This window comes from Bacillus nitroreducens, assembly GCF_964021195.1.
On sequence record NZ_CAXHYI020000003.1, the window covers coordinates 1296885 to 1318082 of the forward strand.

22 protein-coding genes and 2 pseudogenes are annotated in these 21198 nt (G+C 39.6%); 19 read left to right on the plus strand and 5 right to left on the minus strand.

Features of this window, described 5'->3' with window-relative positions; translation table 11 throughout:
• Positions 1-87 precede the first annotated feature (87 nt).
• Entirely contained in the window at positions 88-603 is a 516-nt protein-coding gene (locus ACWPVE_RS10105; RefSeq protein ID WP_453992958.1) for a MerR family transcriptional regulator, read from the minus strand.
• A gap of 252 nt (positions 604-855) precedes the next feature.
• Here ACWPVE_RS10105 and prfA point away from each other — a divergent pair, with 252 nt between their 5' ends.
• A complete protein-coding gene (gene prfA, locus ACWPVE_RS10110; RefSeq protein ID WP_453992960.1) occupies positions 856-1923 on the plus strand; it encodes a peptide chain release factor 1 in 1068 nt (355 codons plus the stop codon).
• Positions 1923-2792, plus strand: a complete 870-nt coding sequence (prmC, locus tag ACWPVE_RS10115; RefSeq protein WP_453992962.1) for a peptide chain release factor N(5)-glutamine methyltransferase — start codon at positions 1923-1925, stop codon at positions 2790-2792. The genes prfA and prmC overlap by 1 nt, the downstream gene beginning before the upstream one ends.
• Before the next feature lie 311 nt (positions 2793-3103).
• Here prmC and ACWPVE_RS10120 read toward each other — a convergent pair whose 3' ends face one another.
• Both ACWPVE_RS10120 and ACWPVE_RS10125 read right to left on the minus strand, forming a co-directional pair.
• Positions 3104-3577: a hypothetical protein gene (locus ACWPVE_RS10120; RefSeq protein WP_453992964.1), complete on the minus strand. Its 474-nt coding sequence runs from the start codon at positions 3575-3577 to the stop codon at positions 3104-3106.
• Positions 3574-3783, minus strand: a complete 210-nt coding sequence (locus ACWPVE_RS10125; protein ID WP_453992966.1) for a helix-turn-helix transcriptional regulator — start codon at positions 3781-3783, stop codon at positions 3574-3576. The genes ACWPVE_RS10120 and ACWPVE_RS10125 overlap by 4 nt, the downstream gene beginning before the upstream one ends.
• A 192-nt stretch (positions 3784-3975) precedes the next feature.
• Here ACWPVE_RS10125 and spoIIR point away from each other — a divergent pair, with 192 nt between their 5' ends.
• From spoIIR to glyA, 13 genes and pseudogenes are all read left to right on the plus strand, one after another.
• On the plus strand, positions 3976-4662 hold the full coding sequence (gene spoIIR, locus ACWPVE_RS10130; protein ID WP_453992968.1) for a stage II sporulation protein R: 687 nt from the start codon (positions 3976-3978) through the stop codon (positions 4660-4662).
• Between the two features lie 76 nt (positions 4663-4738).
• Positions 4739-5185 (plus strand): GNAT family N-acetyltransferase, encoded by a 447-nt coding sequence (locus tag ACWPVE_RS10135; RefSeq protein WP_453992970.1) that lies wholly within the window; start codon positions 4739-4741, stop codon positions 5183-5185.
• Between the two features lie 362 nt (positions 5186-5547).
• On the plus strand, positions 5548-6591 hold the full coding sequence (locus ACWPVE_RS10140) for an L-threonylcarbamoyladenylate synthase (RefSeq protein WP_453992972.1): 1044 nt from the start codon (positions 5548-5550) through the stop codon (positions 6589-6591).
• A 118-nt stretch (positions 6592-6709) separates the two neighbouring features.
• Entirely contained in the window at positions 6710-7273 is a 564-nt protein-coding gene (locus tag ACWPVE_RS10145; protein ID WP_453992974.1) for a manganese efflux pump MntP, read from the plus strand.
• A gap of 177 nt (positions 7274-7450) precedes the next feature.
• Positions 7451-7885: a low molecular weight protein arginine phosphatase gene (locus ACWPVE_RS10150; RefSeq protein ID WP_453997458.1), complete on the plus strand. Its 435-nt coding sequence runs from the start codon at positions 7451-7453 to the stop codon at positions 7883-7885.
• Between the two features lie 167 nt (positions 7886-8052).
• Positions 8053-8253: pseudogene (locus ACWPVE_RS10155) on the plus strand (HAMP domain-containing protein); the annotation flags it as partial.
• 387 nt (positions 8254-8640) lie between these two features.
• Positions 8641-9192: pseudogene (locus ACWPVE_RS10160) on the plus strand (methyl-accepting chemotaxis protein); the annotation flags it as partial.
• Between the two features lie 111 nt (positions 9193-9303).
• Positions 9304-9756 (plus strand): ribose 5-phosphate isomerase B, encoded by a 453-nt coding sequence (gene rpiB, locus ACWPVE_RS10165; protein ID WP_453992976.1) that lies wholly within the window; start codon positions 9304-9306, stop codon positions 9754-9756.
• A 102-nt stretch (positions 9757-9858) separates the two neighbouring features.
• Complete coding sequence (locus tag ACWPVE_RS10170; protein WP_453992978.1) at positions 9859-10431, plus strand: TIGR01440 family protein; 573 nt, start codon at positions 9859-9861, stop codon at positions 10429-10431.
• Between the two features lie 695 nt (positions 10432-11126).
• Entirely contained in the window at positions 11127-11774 is a 648-nt protein-coding gene (locus ACWPVE_RS10175) for a reverse transcriptase domain-containing protein (protein ID WP_453992979.1), read from the plus strand.
• Positions 11775-11910: 136 nt separating this feature from the next.
• A complete protein-coding gene (locus tag ACWPVE_RS10180) occupies positions 11911-12495 on the plus strand; it encodes a sigma-70 family RNA polymerase sigma factor (RefSeq protein ID WP_453992981.1) in 585 nt (194 codons plus the stop codon).
• A gap of 355 nt (positions 12496-12850) precedes the next feature.
• Positions 12851-13861 (plus strand): anti-sigma factor, encoded by a 1011-nt coding sequence (locus tag ACWPVE_RS10185; RefSeq protein ID WP_453992983.1) that lies wholly within the window; start codon positions 12851-12853, stop codon positions 13859-13861.
• Positions 13862-14207: 346 nt separating this feature from the next.
• The gene (gene glyA / locus ACWPVE_RS10190; RefSeq protein WP_453992985.1) at positions 14208-15449 is read left to right on the plus strand and encodes a serine hydroxymethyltransferase; all 1242 of its coding nucleotides are present in this window, start codon (positions 14208-14210) and stop codon (positions 15447-15449) included.
• 322 nt (positions 15450-15771) lie between these two features.
• Here glyA and ACWPVE_RS10195 read toward each other — a convergent pair whose 3' ends face one another.
• Both ACWPVE_RS10195 and ACWPVE_RS10200 read right to left on the minus strand, forming a co-directional pair.
• Entirely contained in the window at positions 15772-15933 is a 162-nt protein-coding gene (locus ACWPVE_RS10195; RefSeq protein WP_453992987.1) for an Arc family DNA-binding protein, read from the minus strand.
• 12 nt (positions 15934-15945) lie between these two features.
• The gene (locus tag ACWPVE_RS10200) at positions 15946-16788 is read right to left on the minus strand and encodes an SPFH domain-containing protein (RefSeq protein WP_453992989.1); all 843 of its coding nucleotides are present in this window, start codon (positions 16786-16788) and stop codon (positions 15946-15948) included.
• Positions 16789-17037: 249 nt separating this feature from the next.
• Here ACWPVE_RS10200 and upp point away from each other — a divergent pair, with 249 nt between their 5' ends.
• The 4 genes from upp to ACWPVE_RS10220 all read left to right on the plus strand — a co-directional run bounded on the left by upp (position 17038) and on the right by ACWPVE_RS10220 (position 21156).
• Complete coding sequence (gene upp / locus ACWPVE_RS10205; RefSeq protein WP_453992991.1) at positions 17038-17667, plus strand: uracil phosphoribosyltransferase; 630 nt, start codon at positions 17038-17040, stop codon at positions 17665-17667.
• 216 nt (positions 17668-17883) lie between these two features.
• A complete protein-coding gene (locus ACWPVE_RS10210) occupies positions 17884-20118 on the plus strand; it encodes a S8 family serine peptidase (RefSeq protein ID WP_453992992.1) in 2235 nt (744 codons plus the stop codon).
• A 438-nt stretch (positions 20119-20556) separates the two neighbouring features.
• A complete protein-coding gene (locus ACWPVE_RS10215; protein ID WP_453992994.1) occupies positions 20557-20772 on the plus strand; it encodes an AtpZ/AtpI family protein in 216 nt (71 codons plus the stop codon).
• A 15-nt stretch (positions 20773-20787) separates the two neighbouring features.
• A complete protein-coding gene (locus tag ACWPVE_RS10220; protein WP_453992995.1) occupies positions 20788-21156 on the plus strand; it encodes an ATP synthase subunit I in 369 nt (122 codons plus the stop codon).
• The last annotated feature ends 42 nt before the right edge of the window (positions 21157-21198 follow it).

Consider the following 21198-nt stretch of genomic DNA (forward strand, 5'->3'; position numbering starts at 1 on the left):
TGATACATGATGTATTTTGAGGAGCGCTCCGTTCGGGGTGCTTTTTAATTTTGAACACAAAAAAGATCAGGCTGTTTTTCCTGATCCTTAAAATAAAAAACCAAATACCCTTTTTCGTTTTCTAGTTCCTTCTACTTTTTCGAGAGTGATCGCAGTTTGTTTTTGGAGTTCTTCTTTTTCCATTTCAAGTTGTTCGATGTATGCTTCCATTTTTTGCACGCGTTTTTGCAGTTCATCAATCTCTTTTCGATGCTGTAGAAGCTGGTATGATACGACATCACTTGCCTTTTTCTCAATCTCTTTTTCGTTTTCCTTAATCCGTTCCATAATCATATTTAATTTTTGCGAAAGTGTTTTATCTGAAGCTTGTACCATCTTACGTGCGGTCCCCTTCCTAGGCTCTGGTGTTGATAGTTCGATTTTATCAGATGGAACCCCAGATTTCACTTGATTCCATATTTGTTCGAATAGTGGAAGGTCTGATTCTTCAAACACGTAGTGGCCGTATTCATTTTTTTTACACGGTAGTTGATAGGTTTTAATCCATTTTCGAACCGTTCTACTTGAAACCCCTAATCTTCTTGCAAATTCTGCAGTATTCATTCCCACCATTCCCCCTAATACTTAACATCTCTCTATTTTTCCGATTGTTTTATATAGTTCTATGTTTCTCCCTCTACATGCGAAAATCCTTCTATGTAGACAAAACTAGTCTCTTTTCGTCAAAGAAAGAAACAATCTTACATAAATTTCACGAAATTTTGTGGAGATAAAGAAACCGTAATTTGCTTTGACCTATCTGGGTACCCTATACTATAATTATAATGTTATGGACTAAATTTTGAGGTGAAGACCGTGTTCGATCGTTTAGCTGCTGTAGAAGCTCGTTATGAAAAACTAAATGAACTATTAAGTGATCCAGATATCGTAAGTGACACAACCAAACTACGTGAATATTCAAAAGAACAATCAGATATACAAGAAACTGTTGAAACGTATAGAGAGTACAAAGAAGTGAAGGAACAGTTAACCGACGCAAAAGCTATGCTTGAAGAAAAGCTAGATGCTGAAATGCGTGAAATGGTAAAGGAAGAAATTAACGAACTTGAGGATCAAATGGAGAGTCTTGAGGAGCGTCTCCATGTGTTACTGTTGCCGAAGGATCCGAATGACGACAAAAACGTTATTATGGAAATCCGCGGTGCAGCTGGTGGAGACGAGGCTGCGTTATTTGCGGGTGACCTTTACCGCATGTACAGCCGTTATGCGGAGCACCAGGGCTGGAAGACGGAAGTAATGGATGCAAACTCTACTGGTGTTGGTGGGTATAAAGAGATTATCTTTATGATTACTGGAAAAGGTGCCTATTCGAAATTGAAGTTTGAAAACGGGGCACACCGTGTACAACGTGTTCCTGAAACGGAATCAGGCGGACGTATCCACACCTCAACTGCGACTGTTGCTGTATTGCCTGAAGCGGAAGAGGTTGAAGTTGAAATTCATGAAAAAGACATTCGTGTTGATACATTTGCTTCTAGTGGACCAGGAGGACAAAGTGTTAACACCACCATGTCAGCGGTTCGTTTAACGCATATACCGACTGGAACAGTGGTTTCTTGTCAGGATGAGAAATCTCAAATCAAAAACAAGGAAAAAGCGATGAAGGTATTGCGTGCCCGTGTGTATGATAAGTTCCAACAGGAAGCACAAGCGGAATATGATCAAAACCGTAAGCAAGCAGTTGGTACTGGTGATCGTTCAGAACGTATCCGTACGTACAATTTCCCACAAAACCGTGTAACCGACCATCGTATTGGATTAACCATTCAAAAGCTTGATCAAATTTTAACTGGAAAGCTTGATGAAGTGATCGATGCGCTTATCATGGAAGACCAAGCAAGAAAAATGGAGCAAGCTGAATAATGGCAGAGTTTCAAAAAATATATGAAGCCCTCAAATGGGCTTCTTCTTTTTTACAGGAAAATGGTCGGGATGAAAATATAGGGGAATTGTTATTATGTCATTATCTTGGCTTAAATCGGGCACAACTGCTAGCAGAAGTAAGGGAAGAGCTTGATGAAGATGTAAAGCAGAAATTTGTACATGCAATGAATGAGGTTGCACGTGGAATACCTGTTCAACACATCATTGGGTATGAAGAGTTTTATGGTCGAAGATTTTTGGTAAATGAGGAAGTCTTAATACCGAGGCCCGAGACAGAAGAGCTTGTTCAAGGTGTGCTTGAAAGGATAAAACGATTATACGCTGTGGAAGACCGTGTGAAGGTCGTGGATGTCGGAACAGGAAGTGGTGCAATATCGATTTCCCTTGCGCTTGAGAATCAGCAGCTAGAGGTGATGACGGTAGATATTGCGAAGGCCTCAATCGATGTAGCAAAAGCCAACGCTGCTCGATTAGGAGCTAATGTGAGTTTCTTTGAAGGTGATTTGTTAGGACCTCTAATTGAAGCTGACATGAAGGTGGATGTGGTCGTTTCAAATCCACCGTATATCCCAGAAGAAGACATTGAAACGTTATCGACTGTTGTAAAAGATCACGAACCGATTCGGGCACTTGTTGGTGGGAAAGATGGTTTGGATTTTTATCGGCGATTTATGAAAGAGATTCCTCGTGTTTTGAATGAAAAAGGACTCGTTGCTTTTGAAGTAGGCATAGGGCAAGGGGAAGTAGTAGCAGAAATGCTACGACTCACTTTCTTAGGAGCCAAAGTTGATGTGGTCAATGATATTAATGGTAAAGACCGAATGGTTTTTGCTGAGATCGGGTTTTAAAAACAAGCTTGGGACATCAATCATCCCAAGCTTGTTTTTGTTGTTGGGGGCAAAGTGGAAAAAATTCGTGCTATATGTTAGCCAGAGTCTCCTTCAAAGATTGTATGAAGAGGAAAACCCCGAGAATAGAAAAGTCTAACCCTCTTCATAGGTCGTATGAAGGGTAAAACTCTGAGTATAGAAAAGCCTAACCCTCTTCATAGGTCGTATGAAGGGTAAAACTCTGAGAATAGAAAAGCCTAACCCTCTTCATAGGCTGTATGAAGAGGAAACCCGCGAGAATAGGAAAGCCAAATCCTCATCATAGCCTTTTAGTAATTTTTCTTCCATGTAATAAAATAAACAACAATTTGGGTCAATGGGCAAAGGAGTAATAAGATGATTGGGTAGTAAGGTACCTTATCTGAGATGAATGGATAGAGTAAGAAAAGACTTGCGATGATTGGGAATGTGTACCACATGCTGATGTAAGATGCTCGGCAAGCTTTACCAGTTAGTTCTTTTTCTCGTTCGTCTCCTTCCTCAAATTCTTGAGGTAACAAGAATACATTCTTCCATGACTTTCGTTTCTTTTTTAATTGTGGATATGTGATGGCTGTAAATAAGATGCCGACAACAACAGCGATATAAACGGGTAACAGATTAATTTCAACGCTCCAAGGTGGTTCTTTGTCGGTTAGAACAATTTCGGCAAAGTCCATTTGGGTATAATACATGGATGATAAAAACCAACCCCATATCACAATTGAAATAATTGAATACAAAATATTACGTACGATACTCATTTTTCCTCATCCTCCAAATAAAAAATGTCCTCAATTGGCAAGTTAAATGTCCGTGCGATATTCATCGCTAGCAATAGGGAAGGGATGTAGCTTCCTTTTTCCAGAGCAACAATCGTTTGGCGTGTTACATGGACTTTTTCAGCAAGTGCCCCTTGGGTAAGACTGTGTCTTGCACGAAGTTCCTTCACGCGGTTTTTGATCTCCATTTTACATTATCCTCCAGTTGTTTCTACTTACATTGTAAAGTCAACCATACATTTTGTAAAGTCAACTATACATATTTTTTAAAAAATAATGAATTCGTCTATAAAAAAATAGTTTAATAGAATTTTTTAAATTAGTAGTTTAGGATTTTATTTTTTTGGCGAGAATGAGTTGTGAAGGGATGGTGCTAGAGAATGAGCAAACAAATTGCAATTATATCATTTATCTTTTTACTGTTAATTGGGGCGAATAGCCATTTATTAATAAAAGAAACAAGTGCGCAGGAATTTCAAGTGATTCCAGACGAGGCGATTCGACTTCGCATTTTAGCGAATAGTGATTCTGATGAAGATCAGGGGCTAAAGCGTAAAGTTAGAGACGAAGTGAACGCTGAAATTACCGAGTGGGTTGAAGAGTTAACTTCAATTGAAGCTGCAAGAGAGTTGATTCAAGAGAGACTTCCAGAAATTGAGAAAATCGTTGCTAGAGTATTAGACGAAGAAAATAGCAATCAGTTTTACACGGTTGGTTATGGACGTGATGTTCAATTTCCGACAAAGCTTTATGGTCAGTTTCTATATCCAGCAGGAGAGTATGAAGCGATTTTGATTACATTAGGTGAAGCAGAGGGTTCAAACTGGTGGTGCGTGTTGTTTCCTCCGTTATGTTTCTTAGATTTCTCAACAGGAGACGCAATTGAGGCTTCCAATGAAGAACCAAAAGATGTGGCTGATCTGGATGAGGAAGAAAAAGAAGTAAAAGTAGAAATAGACGATAAAGAAGAAGATAATGAGGATGGGAAAGACAATAAAGATTCAGAAGAGGGAGAAGTTGAAGTGAAGTTCTTCTTAGTAGAATTTTTTACATCATTATTCAGTTAAAATCTATCATTTTGGTTCTAGGCGTGTACACCACCTCATAGAGTAGTTACTAGATAAGGAAAATGGGGTGGAGACAATGAAACGAATTAGAACGGCAAATGTAAACGATATTGAACAAGTAAGAGTGTTTCTGGGACAAGCAGAGGTCAGTGCAGAAGGAATTGAATCGATTATTGATCATTTCATTTTAATGGAGGATCACGAGCAAAATATCCTAGCAACATTAGGAATTGAGAGAATTGAGGAAGATGGGTTACTTCGTTCACTCGTTATTTCCCCAGGCGTGGATCAAACCAATTTATTAACCTTATTTAAAAGTGCAATCTCCCTGGCGAAGCATAAGGAAATAAGTGGTTTATTTTTAGCCACTAATAAACAAGCATCGATTCAATTTTTCGCAATGCTTGGCTTCTCGCAAGTGGAAGAAGATTTGTTGCCGAATCATATTAAAAACTCAAATCATATAGCTCAGCTTCTTGAAAATGCGGATCCGATGTTTATGGTTTCGCAAATTGAAAAATAATAATCAATCAACATAACATTTGCATATGGTAAATAAAAAGTTAAGCCCTTGTTTGTGGACAGAATGTGCGCAAGTGAGGGTTTTTATTTTAAAATTTTGTGGATAATGTGGATAAATTCCATTGTTAAAATGCGGAGAAATGTGATAGTGTATGGAACGTGAAGAAAAATATGGGCTGTGGATGTATTTTTTCCTCTTCAAGTGCAATGTGGAAAAACTGGGTATATCCACAAAGTTATCCACTTTTTACACTTAATTGTCCACAAATTGTGGATAACACTTGTTTTACAGCCTTCAAAAACCTATACTTTCTTATATTGTGATAATAACTAAAGCTATATAATCAATAGGAGTTGCGTTACATGGATACAAAACAATGGGTTGTGGATAAATATCAACATAATTTAGAATCTTGTCCACAAATAGACGAGGCGGCAAGTCTATTACGAAAAAATGAAGTAGTCGCATTCCCTACGGAAACGGTGTATGGGCTTGGGGCAAATGCATTAACTGACGAAGCAGTTGCAAAAATTTATGAAGCAAAGGGACGCCCGAGCGATAATCCACTAATTGTCCACATCTCCACAATTGGGCAACTATCTAAAATAGTGCAAGAAATTCCTGAGCATGCGGAGCGCCTAATTGAGAAATTCTGGCCTGGTCCGCTAACACTCGTATTAAAAAGAAAGCATGATGCTGTTTCGAACATGGTAACAGCAGGTCTTGATACGGTAGCAGTACGTATGCCGAACCATCCAATCGCGTTGGCATTAATTACAGCATCGGGCCTTCCGCTTGCTGCGCCTAGTGCAAATCTTTCAGGGAAACCAAGTCCGACACTTGCAAAGCATGTCGCAGATGATTTGACTGGAAAAATTGCTGGAATATTAGATGGAGGAGCGACTGGAGTTGGACTAGAATCTACAGTTCTCGATTGTTCTGGAGAGGTTCCTGTTATTTTACGGCCAGGTGGGGTGACAAAGGAACAACTTGAGAGTGTGTGCGGAACAGTTGAGGTAGACAAGGCAATCTTGTCGCAACATGAAGCGCCAAAATCACCAGGGATGAAATATACACATTATGCGCCATCGGCTCCCCTCACAATTGTGAACGGTTCGATGGCATTCATCCAGTCACTAGTGAAGAAGAAACAAAACGAGGGACTAAAAGTAGGTATTCTAACCACAATAGAACGCCAAAACAAATACGATGCTGATCAAGTCATTAGCTGTGGATCGCGTGCTGATTTAGAAACAGTAGCAAACAAACTTTATGATGTCCTTCGCTTATTCGATGAAAGTAATGTTGATGTCATTTTGAGTGAAAGTTTTCCAAGTGAAGGAATCGGCCAGGCTATCATGAACCGGTTAACAAAAGCAGCGGGACACCGAATCATAACTGAATAATGGGTAAATCCATTTTCGATAAAAGTTTAAAAAGGGACCGCTTCACGTTTTGACTTCCTTCTTCTATTTTCTTTTGTACATGCATATGTTGGAATAGGCACGTCCAAGGAGGTAGAAGATGGATATTACAGCAATTCTCGGAGAACTTATAACCTTATTTATCATGGCTTTTGCTCTCGGAATGGATGCATTTTCCGTAGGGCTTGGAATGGGTTTGATTCAGTTAAGACTTAAGCAGATCTTGACCATTGGGATAACCATCGGCCTGTTTCATATGTGGATGCCGTTAGCTGGAATGATGATCGGGCATTTTTTATCAGATACATTTGGGACAGTTGCAACCTATATTGGTGGAGGTTTATTGCTATTTTTAGGTTTGCAAATGATTGTATCCTCCTTTAAGGACGATGATCAGCAGCGGATGATAACTCCCGTTGGATTCGGGTTATTTATATTTGCCATAAGTGTTAGTTTGGATAGTTTTTCAGTGGGGCTTTCATTAGGAATCTATGGCGCTAAGACTATCATGGTCATACTAATGTTTGGAATAGTGAGCATGATCCTGTCATGGATTGGTCTGCTTTTAGGACGAAAGGTCCAAAATTGGCTCGGTACATATAGTGAAGTGCTAGGGGGCAGCATCCTTCTAGTTTTCGGAGTGAAATTGTTATTTCCATTATAAAAGGACAAGTTTGAACCAGTGGGATAAGGGGGTCGCTGCCCTAGAGTACGGATAAAAATCCCGTGCTCTTTTTTTATATTGCTATGTTTTTCAGGTTAATTGTGGATTATAATGGTACTATATCGAATTATGTCTAATTATGCAGTTCGAAAGTTGGATATAGAAAAGGGTGATAGTATGATTCGCGTTTTGTTTGTTTGCACAGGGAATACATGTAGAAGTCCAATGGCTGAAGTGATGTTGCGAAGCAGAGCTGGGAATGAAATTGAAGTAAAATCGGCAGGGATTTTCGCGGGAAATGGAAGTCCTGCTTCAATGAATACGGCACAGGTTTTAAAAGAAAATGGAATGGAGTGTGAGCATACCTCTTCTTTTTTAACAAAAGAGCAAGTGGATTGGGCTACTTGTATTTTAACGATGACCCATCAACATAAACAGGCGATCCTTCAAAGTTTTCCCGAGGCTTCGGACAAAGTATTTACACTAAAAGAGTATGTAAATAGCAGTGGAGATGTATCTGATCCCTTTGGAGGACCTATTGAAATTTATAGAGAAACATATGCAGAATTAGACCCGTTAATTGATCAACTACTATCAAAACTAAACAGATAGAAATCCAGGGGGAGAATCGGTTGGAAAAAAGGCGCTATACATTTGGTCTTAGGTTAAAATTGGTTCTATTTACAACTATTTTGGCGGTTGTGACGTATTCAACTTCAGCCTTATTCATTTATTTTGTTTTTCCGTTTGTCGATACATGGGTGAACGAGCAAATTTTTGTGATTGGTACATTAGCTTTAGGGGTCATCTGGTCAGGGATTCTCGCTTATTTTGCGGCTTCGTTCATTACTAAGCCACTTCAGAATCTTGAGCAGGTAGCGATTCATGCTGCGAATGGAGATATTCGTGATGATGTACCTGTTTCAAAGTCAGATGATGAGATTCGAAGTTTGAGCCTTGCTTTTAATAAAATGCTACAAAACTTACGTGAAATGGTAAAAAATATTGAAGGAAATTTTGAAAATACAAATGAAAAGGTCATTGAGATTACGAAGGCTTCTAGTCTTGCATCAGAGCAGGCGCAAAATATAAGTCGGACGATCTCTGAAATCTCTAGTGGAGCGGATAGCTCTGCTGTTTCGATTCAAGAAACGGCTGAATCGGTTGAAGATGTCATTCAAATAGCTGCAGAGGTTCAGCAAAATGCCAAAACCTCACAAGCATTATCAGTTGAAATGGTGGATACACTGAATGATAGTAGAGAAATTGTGCATTCGTTAATTGAAGGTATTAATAAGCTTGTTGATAATAACCAAGTCTCACTTGAAGCGGTTAATCGTCTAGAAACGAATGCAAAGGAAGTGGAACATATTATTTCACTTGTTGGTGATATTGCTCGCCAGACAAATTTACTTGCATTAAATGCTTCAATTGAAGCTGCAAGAGCAGGTGAACATGGAAAAGGTTTTGCCGTTGTCGCGGAAGAAGTTCGTAAGCTTGCGGATGAGAGTTCGACAGCCGTTCAAGGAATATCTGAACTAATCCAAAATATCCAGACAGAGGTACGAAATGTGGTCGTTCAAATATCGGAACAAGTTGAGGTTGCGAATGAAGAAGCGAAAAAAGGATCGATCACAAATGATGCTATTGCGGATATGACTTCATCTGTCCATGAGGTGGCAGATGCTGTAAAACAAATTGTGGGCTTAGTTGAAAAACAAATGGCTCGCATCCAATCTACATCTCTCCAATCTCAGGAAGTAGCTGCAATAGCTGAACAAACATCTGCAGGTGCACAGGAAGTGAGTGCCGCTACCCAACATCAAGAAGATGTCATTTGTGAAGTGGATAAGCTAGCTCAGGAGCTTGCTGCACAAGCAGGACAGTTGAAGGAAACGATTCAAAAGTTTACGGTGTGAAATTTTTAAAGCTCCCGTTTTGGTTCGGGAGTTCTTTTTTAGGTATAATAAGAATAAAGGTAACGTCTTGTGATAGTTGAACGAGACAAATGATGCATAGGGGGAACAACAATGAAAGTTGCAATTGCTTCAGACCATGGTGGTTTAGTGTTGCGTGAAGAAATCAAAAAATTATTGGACGAACTTGAGATTGAATATGATGATTTTGGCTGTGAATGCTCGACATCAGTCGATTATCCAGATTATGCACTACCTGTTGCGAAAAAAGTGGCAAATGGGGAGTATGACCGCGGTATTTTAATTTGTGGAACTGGAATTGGAATGAGTATTGCTGCGAACAAGGTTCAAGGCATTCGTTGTGCCCTTTGCCATGATGTTTTTAGTGCAAAGGCAACTCGTGAACATAATAATACCAATATTCTAGCAATGGGTGAACGTGTTATTGGGCCAGGTTTAGCGGTTGAAATCGCAAAAACATGGCTTACAACAGAATTTTCAGGTGGTCGACACGAGAATAGAATCAATAAAATCACTGAATACGAAAACAACCCATCTGGGGAATAACTTATAACATGAACGCGCCTGAGGATTTGATGAATCAGGCGTATTTTTATAAAAAAATATGGGGGTAGAAAACATTTAGTACCCCATAAGGAGGTAGGTAAAATGGTTGCAAACCTTGAGGTGTGGAGAGGACAATTTCGAACGATCTTATCTGAGTTTACGGAAAATGCTTCATTAAAAAAAGGTGAGCTGCTAGTTGTGGGCTGTAGTACGAGTGAAGTCATTGGTGAGCGAATTGGAACGGCAGGTTCAGAAGAAGTCGCGGAAATGATTTTTAGTGAATTAGATTCACTACGGAAAAGGGTCGGAATAGAGCTAGCTTTCCAGTGTTGTGAGCATTTAAACCGTGCTCTAGTGGTTGAAAGAGATACGGCTTTACATAAAAATTTCGAGCAAGTGACGGTTGTTCCAGTGCGAACAGCTGGTGGTGCAATGGCAACTTACGCTTATAGTCATTTTACCGATCCAGTTGTGGTTGAATATATTAAAGCGGAAGCTGGTATAGATATTGGTGACACTTTCATTGGCATGCATTTAAAACATGTTGCAGTACCTATTCGGAGTTCAATTAAAGAACTTGGCGGAGCGCACGTCACGATGGCCAAAGTAAGACCAAAACTTATTGGCGGCGAGCGAGCTGTCTACCCAGATAAAAAGGAAAATAAAAAATGCTAAAAGAGGAGCCAAAGGGACCAAGAGGATGTCCGACTTGGTTCTTTTGTGCGCTTGGCAGCGCATCGGACTAACAGGTGAAAGTCCTGAACACACCGTAGTGGCGGAAGTGTATAGCTGACAAGTAGTGCATTGCCGTGAGGCAATGTGCAGAGGACTTGAAGGCAAAACCTGGAACAGGTGACAATCTAACCATGTTGGCTGGCAGAGTCGGATAACCCTGCAAAAGAAGGGAGTGTCCAAAGCCACAAGAGGGCTCTGTTAGTTAAGAGGACTGGATTCAGGTGAAAGCCCGATGACGTGACCCAAGGAGGTCTCATCGTTTCCGAAATACGGTAACCCTTATTCAAGTCCGTGATGGATAAGATAAGATTATGAATGGTGAGAAGTCAGAGCAGGGGATAGTAGTGAAGAAGCTTACCGGAAAGGTCGCAATGGTGAGTGACTTAATACAAGTTATTAAGAGGAGCCTTAACCCAAAAGGTAGGGACTCTATGCGAAGCCCGTCTGTCCATGGAAGAAAAAAAACCGAGTTATCTTAGAATACGTCATGTCCATACAGAAACCGATAGGACAAATCCATAGAATCGGGGTCGAACAGAAGGGTAGACCGTATGGGGGCGCAGTACTTTGTGGACCTGTTGATATTGCGGAAATTGGGCTAGTCAATCATCAGACTGAAAGGAAAGATACGGAACATGAACGGAAAAGAAGGCAAACAAGGTTTTCGTGAGGGAGTAAGGATTCCACAAAAGAGAAAGTGGTATAGTCTTATAGATAAAATATGGGCAATGCCAAACATGGAGGAAGCCTTTAAAGAGGTTAAAAGAAATCGAGGTGCCGCAGGGATAGATGGAGTAACAATTAAGGCTTTTGAATTTGGTGTGGAGGATAATGTACAAATCCTTCAACGTGAATTACGAGATAAGACATATAAGCCGAGACCAGTGAAACGAGTATATATTCCAAAGGCTGATGGTTCAAAAAGACCTCTAGGTATCCCAACCGTGAGAGACCGAATAGTACAGGCTTCTGTACGCAGAATAATAGAGCCAATCTTTGAAGCTAAATTTCTTGATTGTAGTTTTGGTTTTCGACCGAACCGAAGTGCACATATGGCATTGGATAAAATCCGAAAGGATTTATTGGATGGTTATGTGTATGTAATTGATGCAGACCTAAAATCATACTTCGACACAATTCCACATGACAAACTAATGTCACTGGTTAGAGAAGAAATAGTGGATGGAAGTGTCATTGGACTACTTGAGAGTTTCCTCCAAGCAGGAATCATGGAGGAGCCGTATGCGATGACCCGCACGTACGGATCTGTGAGAGGCGCATGAATAAATTCATGCGCCTACTCTATTTTTGTCCTTTTTTAGTTTAAACTGAAATTCTTATATTTTAGGTGTAACATATTCATCCCTTAATCGTTCTGTATGTGAGGTATGATGGAAGAAAGTAGGAAGGGGGGCGCAAATGAGTAAGGAACGTAATGAAAAATTAGATGATCTTTATCGACGATATGCGAAGGCCCTCTATTATTTCCTGTTAAAGTTGTCAGGGTCCCCAACCTTAGCAGAGGAACTTGTCCAAGAAACTTTCTTCCGAGCAACGGTCTCTCTGTCATTTTATAAGTATGAAGATGTCAAACCATGGCTATTTAAGGTGGCTCGTAATACATATCTTGACGAGTGGAGGAAAAGACAAAGGTGGAAGTGGGTGCCATTTTACGATAAGGGCGATATAAAAAGTCCATATGGTATCCCTGAGGATGAGATGGTGAATAAGGAGAATAGCGAAGAACTGGGAGATTTGCTTGATTTACTTCCTGAAAACTATCAGACGATTATTTATTTACGAGAAATAGCAGAGTTCTCCTATGACGATATCGCAGAAGCAATGGAACTGACAGAATCACAAGTGAAAGTGACATTACATCGTGCACGAAAAAGGCTAAAAACATTAGCGGGAAAAGAATGGAGTGAGGATTGGAAGAATGAGCGCGCAAATATGGAGGATAAAAGTGCAAAAACCAGAGAGAAAGTGCAAAAAAATGTGTGAGTACGCAAAAATGTGTGCAAAAGAGCAAATAATGGAATGAACGCGCAAATATGGAGGATAAGCACGCAAATATGAAAACGAGGGCGCAAAAACCAGCATGAGTGCGCAAAAAAATGTGTGAGTACGCAAAAATGCGTGCAAAAGAGCAAATAATGGAATGAACGCGCAAATATGGAGGATAAGCACGCGAATATGAAAACGAAGGCGCAAAAACCAACACGAAGGCACAAATATCCAGATTGTCTGCGCAAAAATACGCGTGATGATGCAAATAAGTGCAGGAGAACGTAAATCTGAGAACAAGACCATCATTACCTATTCGAGAACCACTAGTAAATCCAAAGGAGTGATCTAAATGACCGAATGGACGAAGGATAAAGAGAAGCGAATACTATGGAAATACCGGTTTTCATTAACCTTCAGGATAATAAGGGTGTTCCTCATTTTATTTTTTCTATATAGCGTCTATATGATTCTACTATCAATAGGTTATTCTCATTCAAAACTAGGTGAAAAGAATGTTTTTCATATAAATCTTGCAATTGATTGGACGGAACCAGGCCTCCATGGTGATTACTTCGTGTTTAATACTGGAGAAATCACTCCGTTTTTTAGCCAAAAAATGACGATCCCAATTTCTCAGACGATAGGAAAGGAAGAACAAATCGTTGGGGAATGGAATGTGACAAAGCGCTTGCTGAATTCATTTTCGACCAAGGAAATTACATATTTTCAAAAACCAGATCGAGAAAAGTTTCAGTTTTCGTTACCCGAAGATCCGCGCACAGGTGAAACATTAGCTGGTACTAATGGTTCGGATGAATCGGAATGGCAGAAACTTGAAATGGTCCATGAGGGCACAGTTGCAAATCTAGCATTCTCCACAAACCAATTTTATAAGCCAGAAGATTTACTAACCAAATTAGAAGAATATGATTTGGATGTAGACTGGATGCCATTGTATGCTGGTGAATTGAAAGAGTTTGATACAGGTTGGTCCTCTGCCAGTCCAGGGGGGTATTTGTCTGTGGATACGATTGGTTTAACAAGAGCGATCCAAATGGAAGCGGATTTTAGAGGTTCGACTGAATATATGTTAAATAGCCAATCAATTGATGAAACAAAAAGGTTAATGCTTGAGAACATGAAATATTTAATTGATAATGAGAGTAAAAAGTATCGTGAGTTTGTGCTTGGTCTTTTAAACCTTGAAGAACGCTACTCCTATTTAAAGGAAAATGGGTTTGTTGTATACGGAGCAGTTGTAACAGGGCCTGTGAAAGAGCTTCTTAAATTAAAAGAGGAACAAGGTCTTAGGAATATTCAAGTTGGCGAATTCGAATACTGGAATTGGACGACTGATTAACGTAAAACAAGGCGGAGTTCCTTGGTTCTTTCTAGATTAAAACTATACATGTAATAATGGATTAAGCGGTTATACTATATGGGTCTCTGAGGTTAACAATAAATGAACGTTATTCTTGTAATTTCCAGAAAATGTTCGTGTTTGATAAAGTTTTTTATAATTTCTTAATTAACTGCAAAAGCTTGTAGTGATGCTAATCTTACAGTATACAACCTTGGTTTTAAGCGGTTTCAACAGGAAAACAATAAAAAACACCATCTTCCTAACACCGAATAAAAGTGTTACAATGTAAAAGTATTTTTAAAAATTAGCGAATAATTCATAATAGAATAAAAGGAGGATTCCAATGAAACATTTATCGGAGCAAGATCAACAAGTATTTCTTGCAATACAAGATGAGCTACAAAGACAACGTACTAAAATTGAACTGATTGCATCAGAAAACTTTGTAAGTGAAGCAGTTATGGAAGCTCAAGGTTCAGTATTAACAAACAAATATGCAGAGGGCTATCCTGGTCGTCGTTACTATGGTGGCTGTGAGCATGTAGATGTTGTGGAGAATATTGCAAGAGACCGTGCGAAAGAAATTTTCGGTGCTGAACACGTAAATGTGCAACCACACTCAGGTGCACAAGCAAATATGGCTGTATATTTTACAATCTTAGAGCAAGGTGACACTGTGCTTGGGATGAACCTTTCCCATGGCGGACATTTAACACACGGTAGCCCGGTAAACTTCAGTGGAATTCAATATAATTTCGTGGAGTACGGTGTTGACCCAGAAACACATCAAATCAACTACGATGACGTACGTGAAAAAGCATTAGCACATAAACCAAAACTAATCGTTGCAGGTGCAAGTGCATATCCTCGTGCGATTGATTTTAAAAAGTTCAGAGAAATTGCTGACGAAGTGGGAGCATACCTAATGGTAGATATGGCTCACATCGCAGGTTTAGTAGCTACTGGCCTTCATGAGAACCCAGTTCCATACGCTGATTTCGTAACAACAACAACACATAAAACACTTCGTGGTCCACGAGGTGGAATGATTCTTTGTAAAGAAGAATTTGCGAAGAAAATTGATAAGTCGATCTTCCCTGGAATCCAAGGTGGTCCGTTAATGCATGTTATCTCTGCAAAAGCAGTGGCATTTGGAGAAGCTTTAACAGACGAGTTTAAACAATATACAAAAAATATTGTAGCAAATGCGGCTCGATTAGCGGAGTCTCTTAAGAAAGAGGGCTTAGACCTTGTATCTGGTGGAACAGACAATCACTTATTATTAGTTGACGTTCGTCCATTAGGTTTAACTGGTAAAGTGGCTGAAAAAGTGCTTGACGATGTTGGGATCACAGTTAACAAAAATACGATTCCATTCGATACAGAAAGCCCATTTGTAACAAGTGGTATTCGTATCGGAACTGCTGCGGTTACAAGCAGAGGCTTCGGACTAGAGGACATGGATGAAATTGCATCCATTATCGGATTCGCATTGAAAAATGCAGAAGATGAAGCAAAGTTAGCTGAAGCTAGCGCACGTGTAGAAGCATTATCCAGCAAATTTGAACTTTATAAAGAATATTAAAATGTAGGCAGAACTCGTAGGAGTTCTGCCTTTTTGGTTAGAGTACAAGTCCAAGGTAGTATCCAGAAGAGTTTATATATATTTTATATGTCCTATAAATAGAAAGAGATGTCCCATATAAAGTGGGTTTTGTCCTAAATCTTAGAAATTATGTCCCATAAGAAGAGGACAATGTCCCATATATTCCATTCAAAGTCCCATATCATCACTCTTGGCAACTAATGCAACGATGTCCATTGAAATCATCCCAAAATAAAATTGCTCCCTATCTGAATCCATTCCATTAAAAAACGCCTGGACTAAGTCCAAGCGCTTACCACAATCATTGTTTGTTTTTTGGAATTCTTCCTGCCTTTTTTGCTGCTTCTCTTAGTAAAAACTCAATATGACTATTAACACTACGGAAGTCGTCGGCAGCCCATTTTTGGATAATTTCATAGAGTTCAGGGTCTAGCCGCAACGGAAAACTTTTTTTCTTAGACATAAATGTCACTCATTAATAAAGTGTTCCTGTATTAATGACAGGTTGGGTTGATTTTTCAGACACAATTGCGACTAGTAAGTTGTTTACCATTTGAACCTTACGCTCATCGTCAAGCTCGATCGTATTATCTTGCTCAAGCTGTTTAATGGCCATTTGTGCCATACCGACAGCACCTTCCACGATTTTTTGACGAGCAGCAATTATCGCAGTTGCTTGTTGACGTTGAAGCATGGCTTGCGCAATTTCAGTTGAGTAAGCAAGATGGGTGAGGCGAGCCTCTAGAACTTGAACCCCAGCTACTTTCAAGCGCTCTTGTAACTCAGTAGTCAATTCGTTTGAGATTTCTTCAGAATTTCCACGCAAAGTGAGCTCCACATTTTCAAACGTATCGTACGGATATCGAGTTGCGACATGGCGAATGGCGGTCTCGCTTTGAATTTCTACGAACTCCTCATAATGATCCACATCAAATACAGCCTTTGCAGAATCGATGACCTTGTACACGACTACCGCTGCAATTTCGATGGGATTTCCTTCTACATCGTTTACTTTTAGTTTTTTACTATTAAAGTTATTTACTCGTAATGATACAGAGCGACGAAGGGAGAAAGGGACGGTTAAAAAGATTCCGCTATCTCGAATGCTACCGAGGTATTTACCGAAAAAGGTGACAACGCCAGCTTTGTTAGGTTGAACAATTGTAATTCCAGAGGCGAGTATAACCGCTGCAACAACAAACCCAATCCCGAGAACTACCTTTGTATTTATTAACATCATGACAGCTAATGCAACAAAAACAGCGATAATTAGAATTCCTAAGAACCCATTAAGCTTCCATACCTGTTTTTCTTTCATGCAATCAACCTCATTTCATTTTAATATTTTTCTTATATTATTATGATATCACTTCTGTATAAAATTGTAAATGAGTTTCCTGAAAATTTAGAAGTTAATCCATTCTGTGTATTTTGTGATTTTCGTCTTGTACAAGCATTCTTTTTTCTGTAAAATCTATTGCAGTGTGAAAAATGCAGTTCGCGGTGTTATTTTTTAGAGCTGATGGTAATTCTAAGAGAAACATAATTAAATAAAGGAGAGATGACGATGGGGAAAGTGTTCGTTTTTGATCACCCACTAATTCAACATAAGCTAACATACATACGTGATATAAATACAGGTACAAAGGAATTTCGTGAGCTAGTTGACGAAGTAGCTAGTTTAATGGCGTTTGAAATTACTCGTGATATGCCGCTTGAGGATGTTGAGGTTGAAACTCCTGTAGGAAAAGCGAATGCCAAAGTATTATCTGGGAAAAAAATCGGGATTGTGCCAATTTTACGAGCTGGTCTAGGAATGGTGGACGGAATCTTACGTTTAATCCCAGCAGCGAAGGTGGGCCATGTTGGATTGTATCGTGATCCAGAAACCTTACAACCAGTTGAGTACTATTTTAAAATGCCTTCTGATATCAAAGAACGTGAATTCATCGTTGTTGACCCAATGCTTGCTACAGGTGGTTCTGCTGTTGAAGCAATTAATGCACTAAAGAAGCGTGGTGCGACGAATATTAAGTTCATGTGTCTTGTTGCGGCTCCAGAAGGTGTGGAAGCTATGAAAGAGGCTCACCCTGATGTTGACATCTACATTGCAGCACTTGATGAGAAGTTAAATGACCTTGGTTATATTGTTCCAGGCCTTGGAGATGCAGGGGACCGTTTATTCGGAACAAAATAACAGAAATGACTTGCACGTAGATCAAGATAGTTGGTAAAAGTTTGCAAAACTCTCCAAAAAGACGACGAAAAACATACATCCTATGTATCAAAAACTCATGTGATAAGGTGTTTTACGATGTGCAGGGAGTAAGAAATTCGTACCAATAACAGCAAGATATCATACTCATATTTGACCACCTTTTGAGAAAAGCTATCTCAAAGAGGTGGTTTTTTTGTGAGAATTTTACTGGCAATCTGTATGAGCTTGATCCTCCTAACTTCAAACAATCCTGTTCATGCGCACCGTTTCCCTGACAGACCACCATTGCCTGAAGAGGACATGGATGAGATGGTGCATGAAATAATTATCACTGACGAACGCAAATTCGATACATTGTTGGATAGAACGAAATCATATTCCTCCTTACAAATTAACCACATATATAAGCATGTGTTTAAGGGTTTTTCTGTAAAAGGAACACGACGTGATATTCAAAATTTCAAAAAAGAAACTGGCATACAATACAGCTCTCCAGTTGCTACATATCAAGCCTCCGTTGAGGAGAGTGTCCCATTTATCGGGGGGAAGGAGATCCGCAGTCATTTTGATAAGAAGGATCATCGATTAACTGGCAGAGGCGTGAAGGTAGGTGTGATCGATACAGGTGTCGATTATACACACCCAGACCTAAAGCGAAATTATAAGGGTGGCTATGACCTAGTAGATGGTGATGATGACCCGATGGAAACGAGGGGAATGGAAGGTCGCAACACCTCACATGGTACACATGTTGCGGGGATTATTGCAGCAAATGGAAAAATAAAAGGAGTTGCCCCAGAGGCTGATATTATTGGATACCGTGCACTAGGACCAGGGGGGATGGGAACTTCTGAGCAAGTCATCGCAGCTATTGATAAAGCGATTGAGGATAAAGTTGACATTATTAATCTCTCGTTAGGCAATACCATCAATGGACCGGACTGGCCGACAAGTCTTGCGTTAGATAAAGCAACAGAGAAAGGGATTGTGGCTGTCACTTCTAGCGGAAACTCAGGACCAATGGTATGGACAGTTGGTTCACCTGGAACGTCATCGAAAGCGATATCGGTTGGTGCATCCACACCGCCAATGACACTTCCCTATCTTACGGTCGGAGTACAGGATCGAAAAATTGAGCTCCAACCACTACAAGGCTCCATTCCTTGGAAGCTTCAGAAAAAATATGAAATCATCAAAGCGGGAATTGGTACGGAAACGAAATTCCCTAAAGTAAAAAACAAAATTGTTTTAATGGAACGGGGCCAAATTACTTTTACAGAAAAGGCACAACGAGCATGTGAAGAAGGTGCCATTGCGGTACTTATCTACAACAATACAGACGGGAATTTTTCAGGAACATTGGAGAAGGATCTTCCGATACCAGTTGCATCGCTCTCAAAAGAAGACGGAGAGTGGTTAAAAAAACAAATCAAGGTTCGTAACAATGTGGTACAAACATCTTTTCAGTCGATAAAAGACACCATTGCTGAGTTTAGTTCTCGTGGCCCTGTCACCCACACATGGGCCATCAAGCCAGATGTAGTCGCTCCAGGTGTTGCAATTGATAGTACAATTCCAAATGGATATCAAGAAATGCAAGGAACAAGCATGGCAGCACCACATGTGGCAGGGGCTAGTGCCATCCTAAAACAGGCACATCCAGATTGGACACCTGCGCAAATAAAGGCAGCCCTGATGAATACCGCACTGCTTTTGGAAAAAGAAAATGGAACATTGTATAAACCATACGAACAAGGGGCAGGACGAATTCAATTACATGAAGCTATCCACTCAGAAACATTGATCTATCCAGGCTCATTTTCAGCTGGAATGCTTCATCAGCACGATAACCGTACAAAAAAGAGAATGAAGATAACGGTCGATAACCAATCAGACGAAGATAAGAAATATACTTTTGAAGTCCCCAAAAACAGGAAGGGCATACAGTGGGATCTACCCATTCCTTTTACTGTAAAAGCAAAACAGAAAAAGGTCATAACAATTGGAATGGATATAACGCCAAGTGTGATTGGTGCGGGCCTCCATCATGGAATTTTATATGTAAAAGAAGGAGATAACCGTTACCACATTCCATACATGTATGTGATTGAAGAACCCGATTATCCTCGAATCATGGGCTTTCAATTTGGAAAAGGTGATAAGGAGGATATATTCCGCTATGAATTATACTTACCTGGCGGAGCGGAAGAGTATGGCATTGTTCTTTATGATCCAGATACACTGAGGTTTGTCACATTTTTAGACTGGGACCGAAATGTTGCTAGAGGGTTAGTAGAGAAACAAGTGAACCGAAAACAACGAAACCTTGAAGGGATATTCAAAGCGGTTATCTTTGTCAAAAAAGCAGGTAAAGAAGATATACTTGAAACAGAAATCTCATTTGAAGATACAATGATAGGCGGCCATTAAAAAATCAGCAGAAGTACACAACTTCTGCTGATTTTGTTTTTTTAAAACTACCAGTGAGACATAATGATTTAATTTAGTCAATGACTTATGATACTTTCTCCAGTAAAGTGCATTTGGGGAGAAAATAAGATGAGAATGAATTCAAATATGTTTTGGGTGTGGAATTTATGAATTTTTTGTGAACGAAAATTGAATATTTGGATTTACACTGCAATCATGGTGGTAATGAAAATCAGTTAAATCGCCTTTTGTAAGCAAATATAACTCCTATGGAAGCACTTGTGAGAAGGTGAACTTTTTCCTCCCAAACAATTGACATTAAAGGGTCCCTATTGTATGCTTACAAAGGGTATAAATGTGAGGGTTTACATGCTAAAAAATGCTTAAAAAATAAGTATTTTCTGACACTTACAACGAACGCAGAAGTGAGGAAAGCTGATGCGTAAAAATGAAAGAAAATATCCACTACGAGCCTATGCGCTCATGACTGGTATTTTATCTAATTTAGTAGGGTCGATCCTAGTAGGTATTTTCCTTGGTAGATGGGTAGATCGATTATGGGACACTGAACCACTTTTCTTAATCGTTGGCCTGTTACTAGGACTAGCTGCAGGAATCTACGCGACGATACGACTAGTCAATCACTTTCTTTAGGAGATTAACTTAAATATGCAGGATCTATCCATGGCATTTACGAGATATCGTAAATACATATTTTACATACTTGCAATCTACGTGCTAGGCTGGGGATTTACAGCATATAAAACGGTCTTCTTAGGATTAATATTAGGGACAGCTGGAAGCTTGTATATTTTATTCTCGTTGGTTCAGAAAAGCAAGCAATTTAGCAAAGCTTACGACGAAGGACGAGCAGTTCGGTCTCTAGGAACAATGTCTCGATTTGCAACAGCAGGTCTGGCAGTTTTAATTGTAATGAAGTATCCAGAAATGTTTCACCTAGGTAGTATGGTTATTGGATTAATGACAGCTTATTTTGTCATTATAATAGATTTCTTTTTACAAAAACTAAATAAATAGACTTTCTAGCACTAGCTAATCATTGGCTTGGGCTAACATAAT

Bases quoted from the DNA above. Each gene is read 5' to 3' on its own strand.
- ACWPVE_RS10220 (WP_453992995.1), top strand. From the start codon at position 20,788: ATGCAGGATCTATCCATGGCATTTACGAGATATCGTAAATACATATTT.
- ACWPVE_RS10200 (WP_453992989.1), bottom strand. From the start codon at position 16,788: ATGAAAGAAAAACAGGTATGGAAGCTTAATGGGTTCTTAGGAATTCTA.
- rpiB (WP_453992976.1), top strand. From the start codon at position 9,304: ATGAAAGTTGCAATTGCTTCAGACCATGGTGGTTTAGTGTTGCGTGAA.
- ACWPVE_RS10135 (WP_453992970.1), top strand. From the start codon at position 4,739: ATGAAACGAATTAGAACGGCAAATGTAAACGATATTGAACAAGTAAGA.
- ACWPVE_RS10195 (WP_453992987.1), bottom strand. From the start codon at position 15,933: ATGTCTAAGAAAAAAAGTTTTCCGTTGCGGCTAGACCCTGAACTCTAT.
- ACWPVE_RS10170 (WP_453992978.1), top strand. From the start codon at position 9,859: ATGGTTGCAAACCTTGAGGTGTGGAGAGGACAATTTCGAACGATCTTA.
- ACWPVE_RS10175 (WP_453992979.1), top strand. From the start codon at position 11,127: ATGAACGGAAAAGAAGGCAAACAAGGTTTTCGTGAGGGAGTAAGGATT.
- glyA (WP_453992985.1), top strand. From the start codon at position 14,208: ATGAAACATTTATCGGAGCAAGATCAACAAGTATTTCTTGCAATACAA.
- ACWPVE_RS10125 (WP_453992966.1), bottom strand. From the start codon at position 3,783: ATGGAGATCAAAAACCGCGTGAAGGAACTTCGTGCAAGACACAGTCTT.
- ACWPVE_RS10150 (WP_453997458.1), top strand. From the start codon at position 7,451: ATGATTCGCGTTTTGTTTGTTTGCACAGGGAATACATGTAGAAGTCCA.
- ACWPVE_RS10140 (WP_453992972.1), top strand. From the start codon at position 5,548: ATGGATACAAAACAATGGGTTGTGGATAAATATCAACATAATTTAGAA.
- prmC (WP_453992962.1), top strand. From the start codon at position 1,923: ATGGCAGAGTTTCAAAAAATATATGAAGCCCTCAAATGGGCTTCTTCT.
- ACWPVE_RS10120 (WP_453992964.1), bottom strand. From the start codon at position 3,577: ATGAGTATCGTACGTAATATTTTGTATTCAATTATTTCAATTGTGATA.
- ACWPVE_RS10145 (WP_453992974.1), top strand. From the start codon at position 6,710: ATGGATATTACAGCAATTCTCGGAGAACTTATAACCTTATTTATCATG.
- spoIIR (WP_453992968.1), top strand. From the start codon at position 3,976: ATGAGCAAACAAATTGCAATTATATCATTTATCTTTTTACTGTTAATT.
- ACWPVE_RS10215 (WP_453992994.1), top strand. From the start codon at position 20,557: ATGCGTAAAAATGAAAGAAAATATCCACTACGAGCCTATGCGCTCATG.
- ACWPVE_RS10105 (WP_453992958.1), bottom strand. From the start codon at position 603: ATGAATACTGCAGAATTTGCAAGAAGATTAGGGGTTTCAAGTAGAACG.
- upp (WP_453992991.1), top strand. From the start codon at position 17,038: ATGGGGAAAGTGTTCGTTTTTGATCACCCACTAATTCAACATAAGCTA.
- ACWPVE_RS10185 (WP_453992983.1), top strand. From the start codon at position 12,851: ATGACCGAATGGACGAAGGATAAAGAGAAGCGAATACTATGGAAATAC.
- ACWPVE_RS10180 (WP_453992981.1), top strand. From the start codon at position 11,911: ATGAGTAAGGAACGTAATGAAAAATTAGATGATCTTTATCGACGATAT.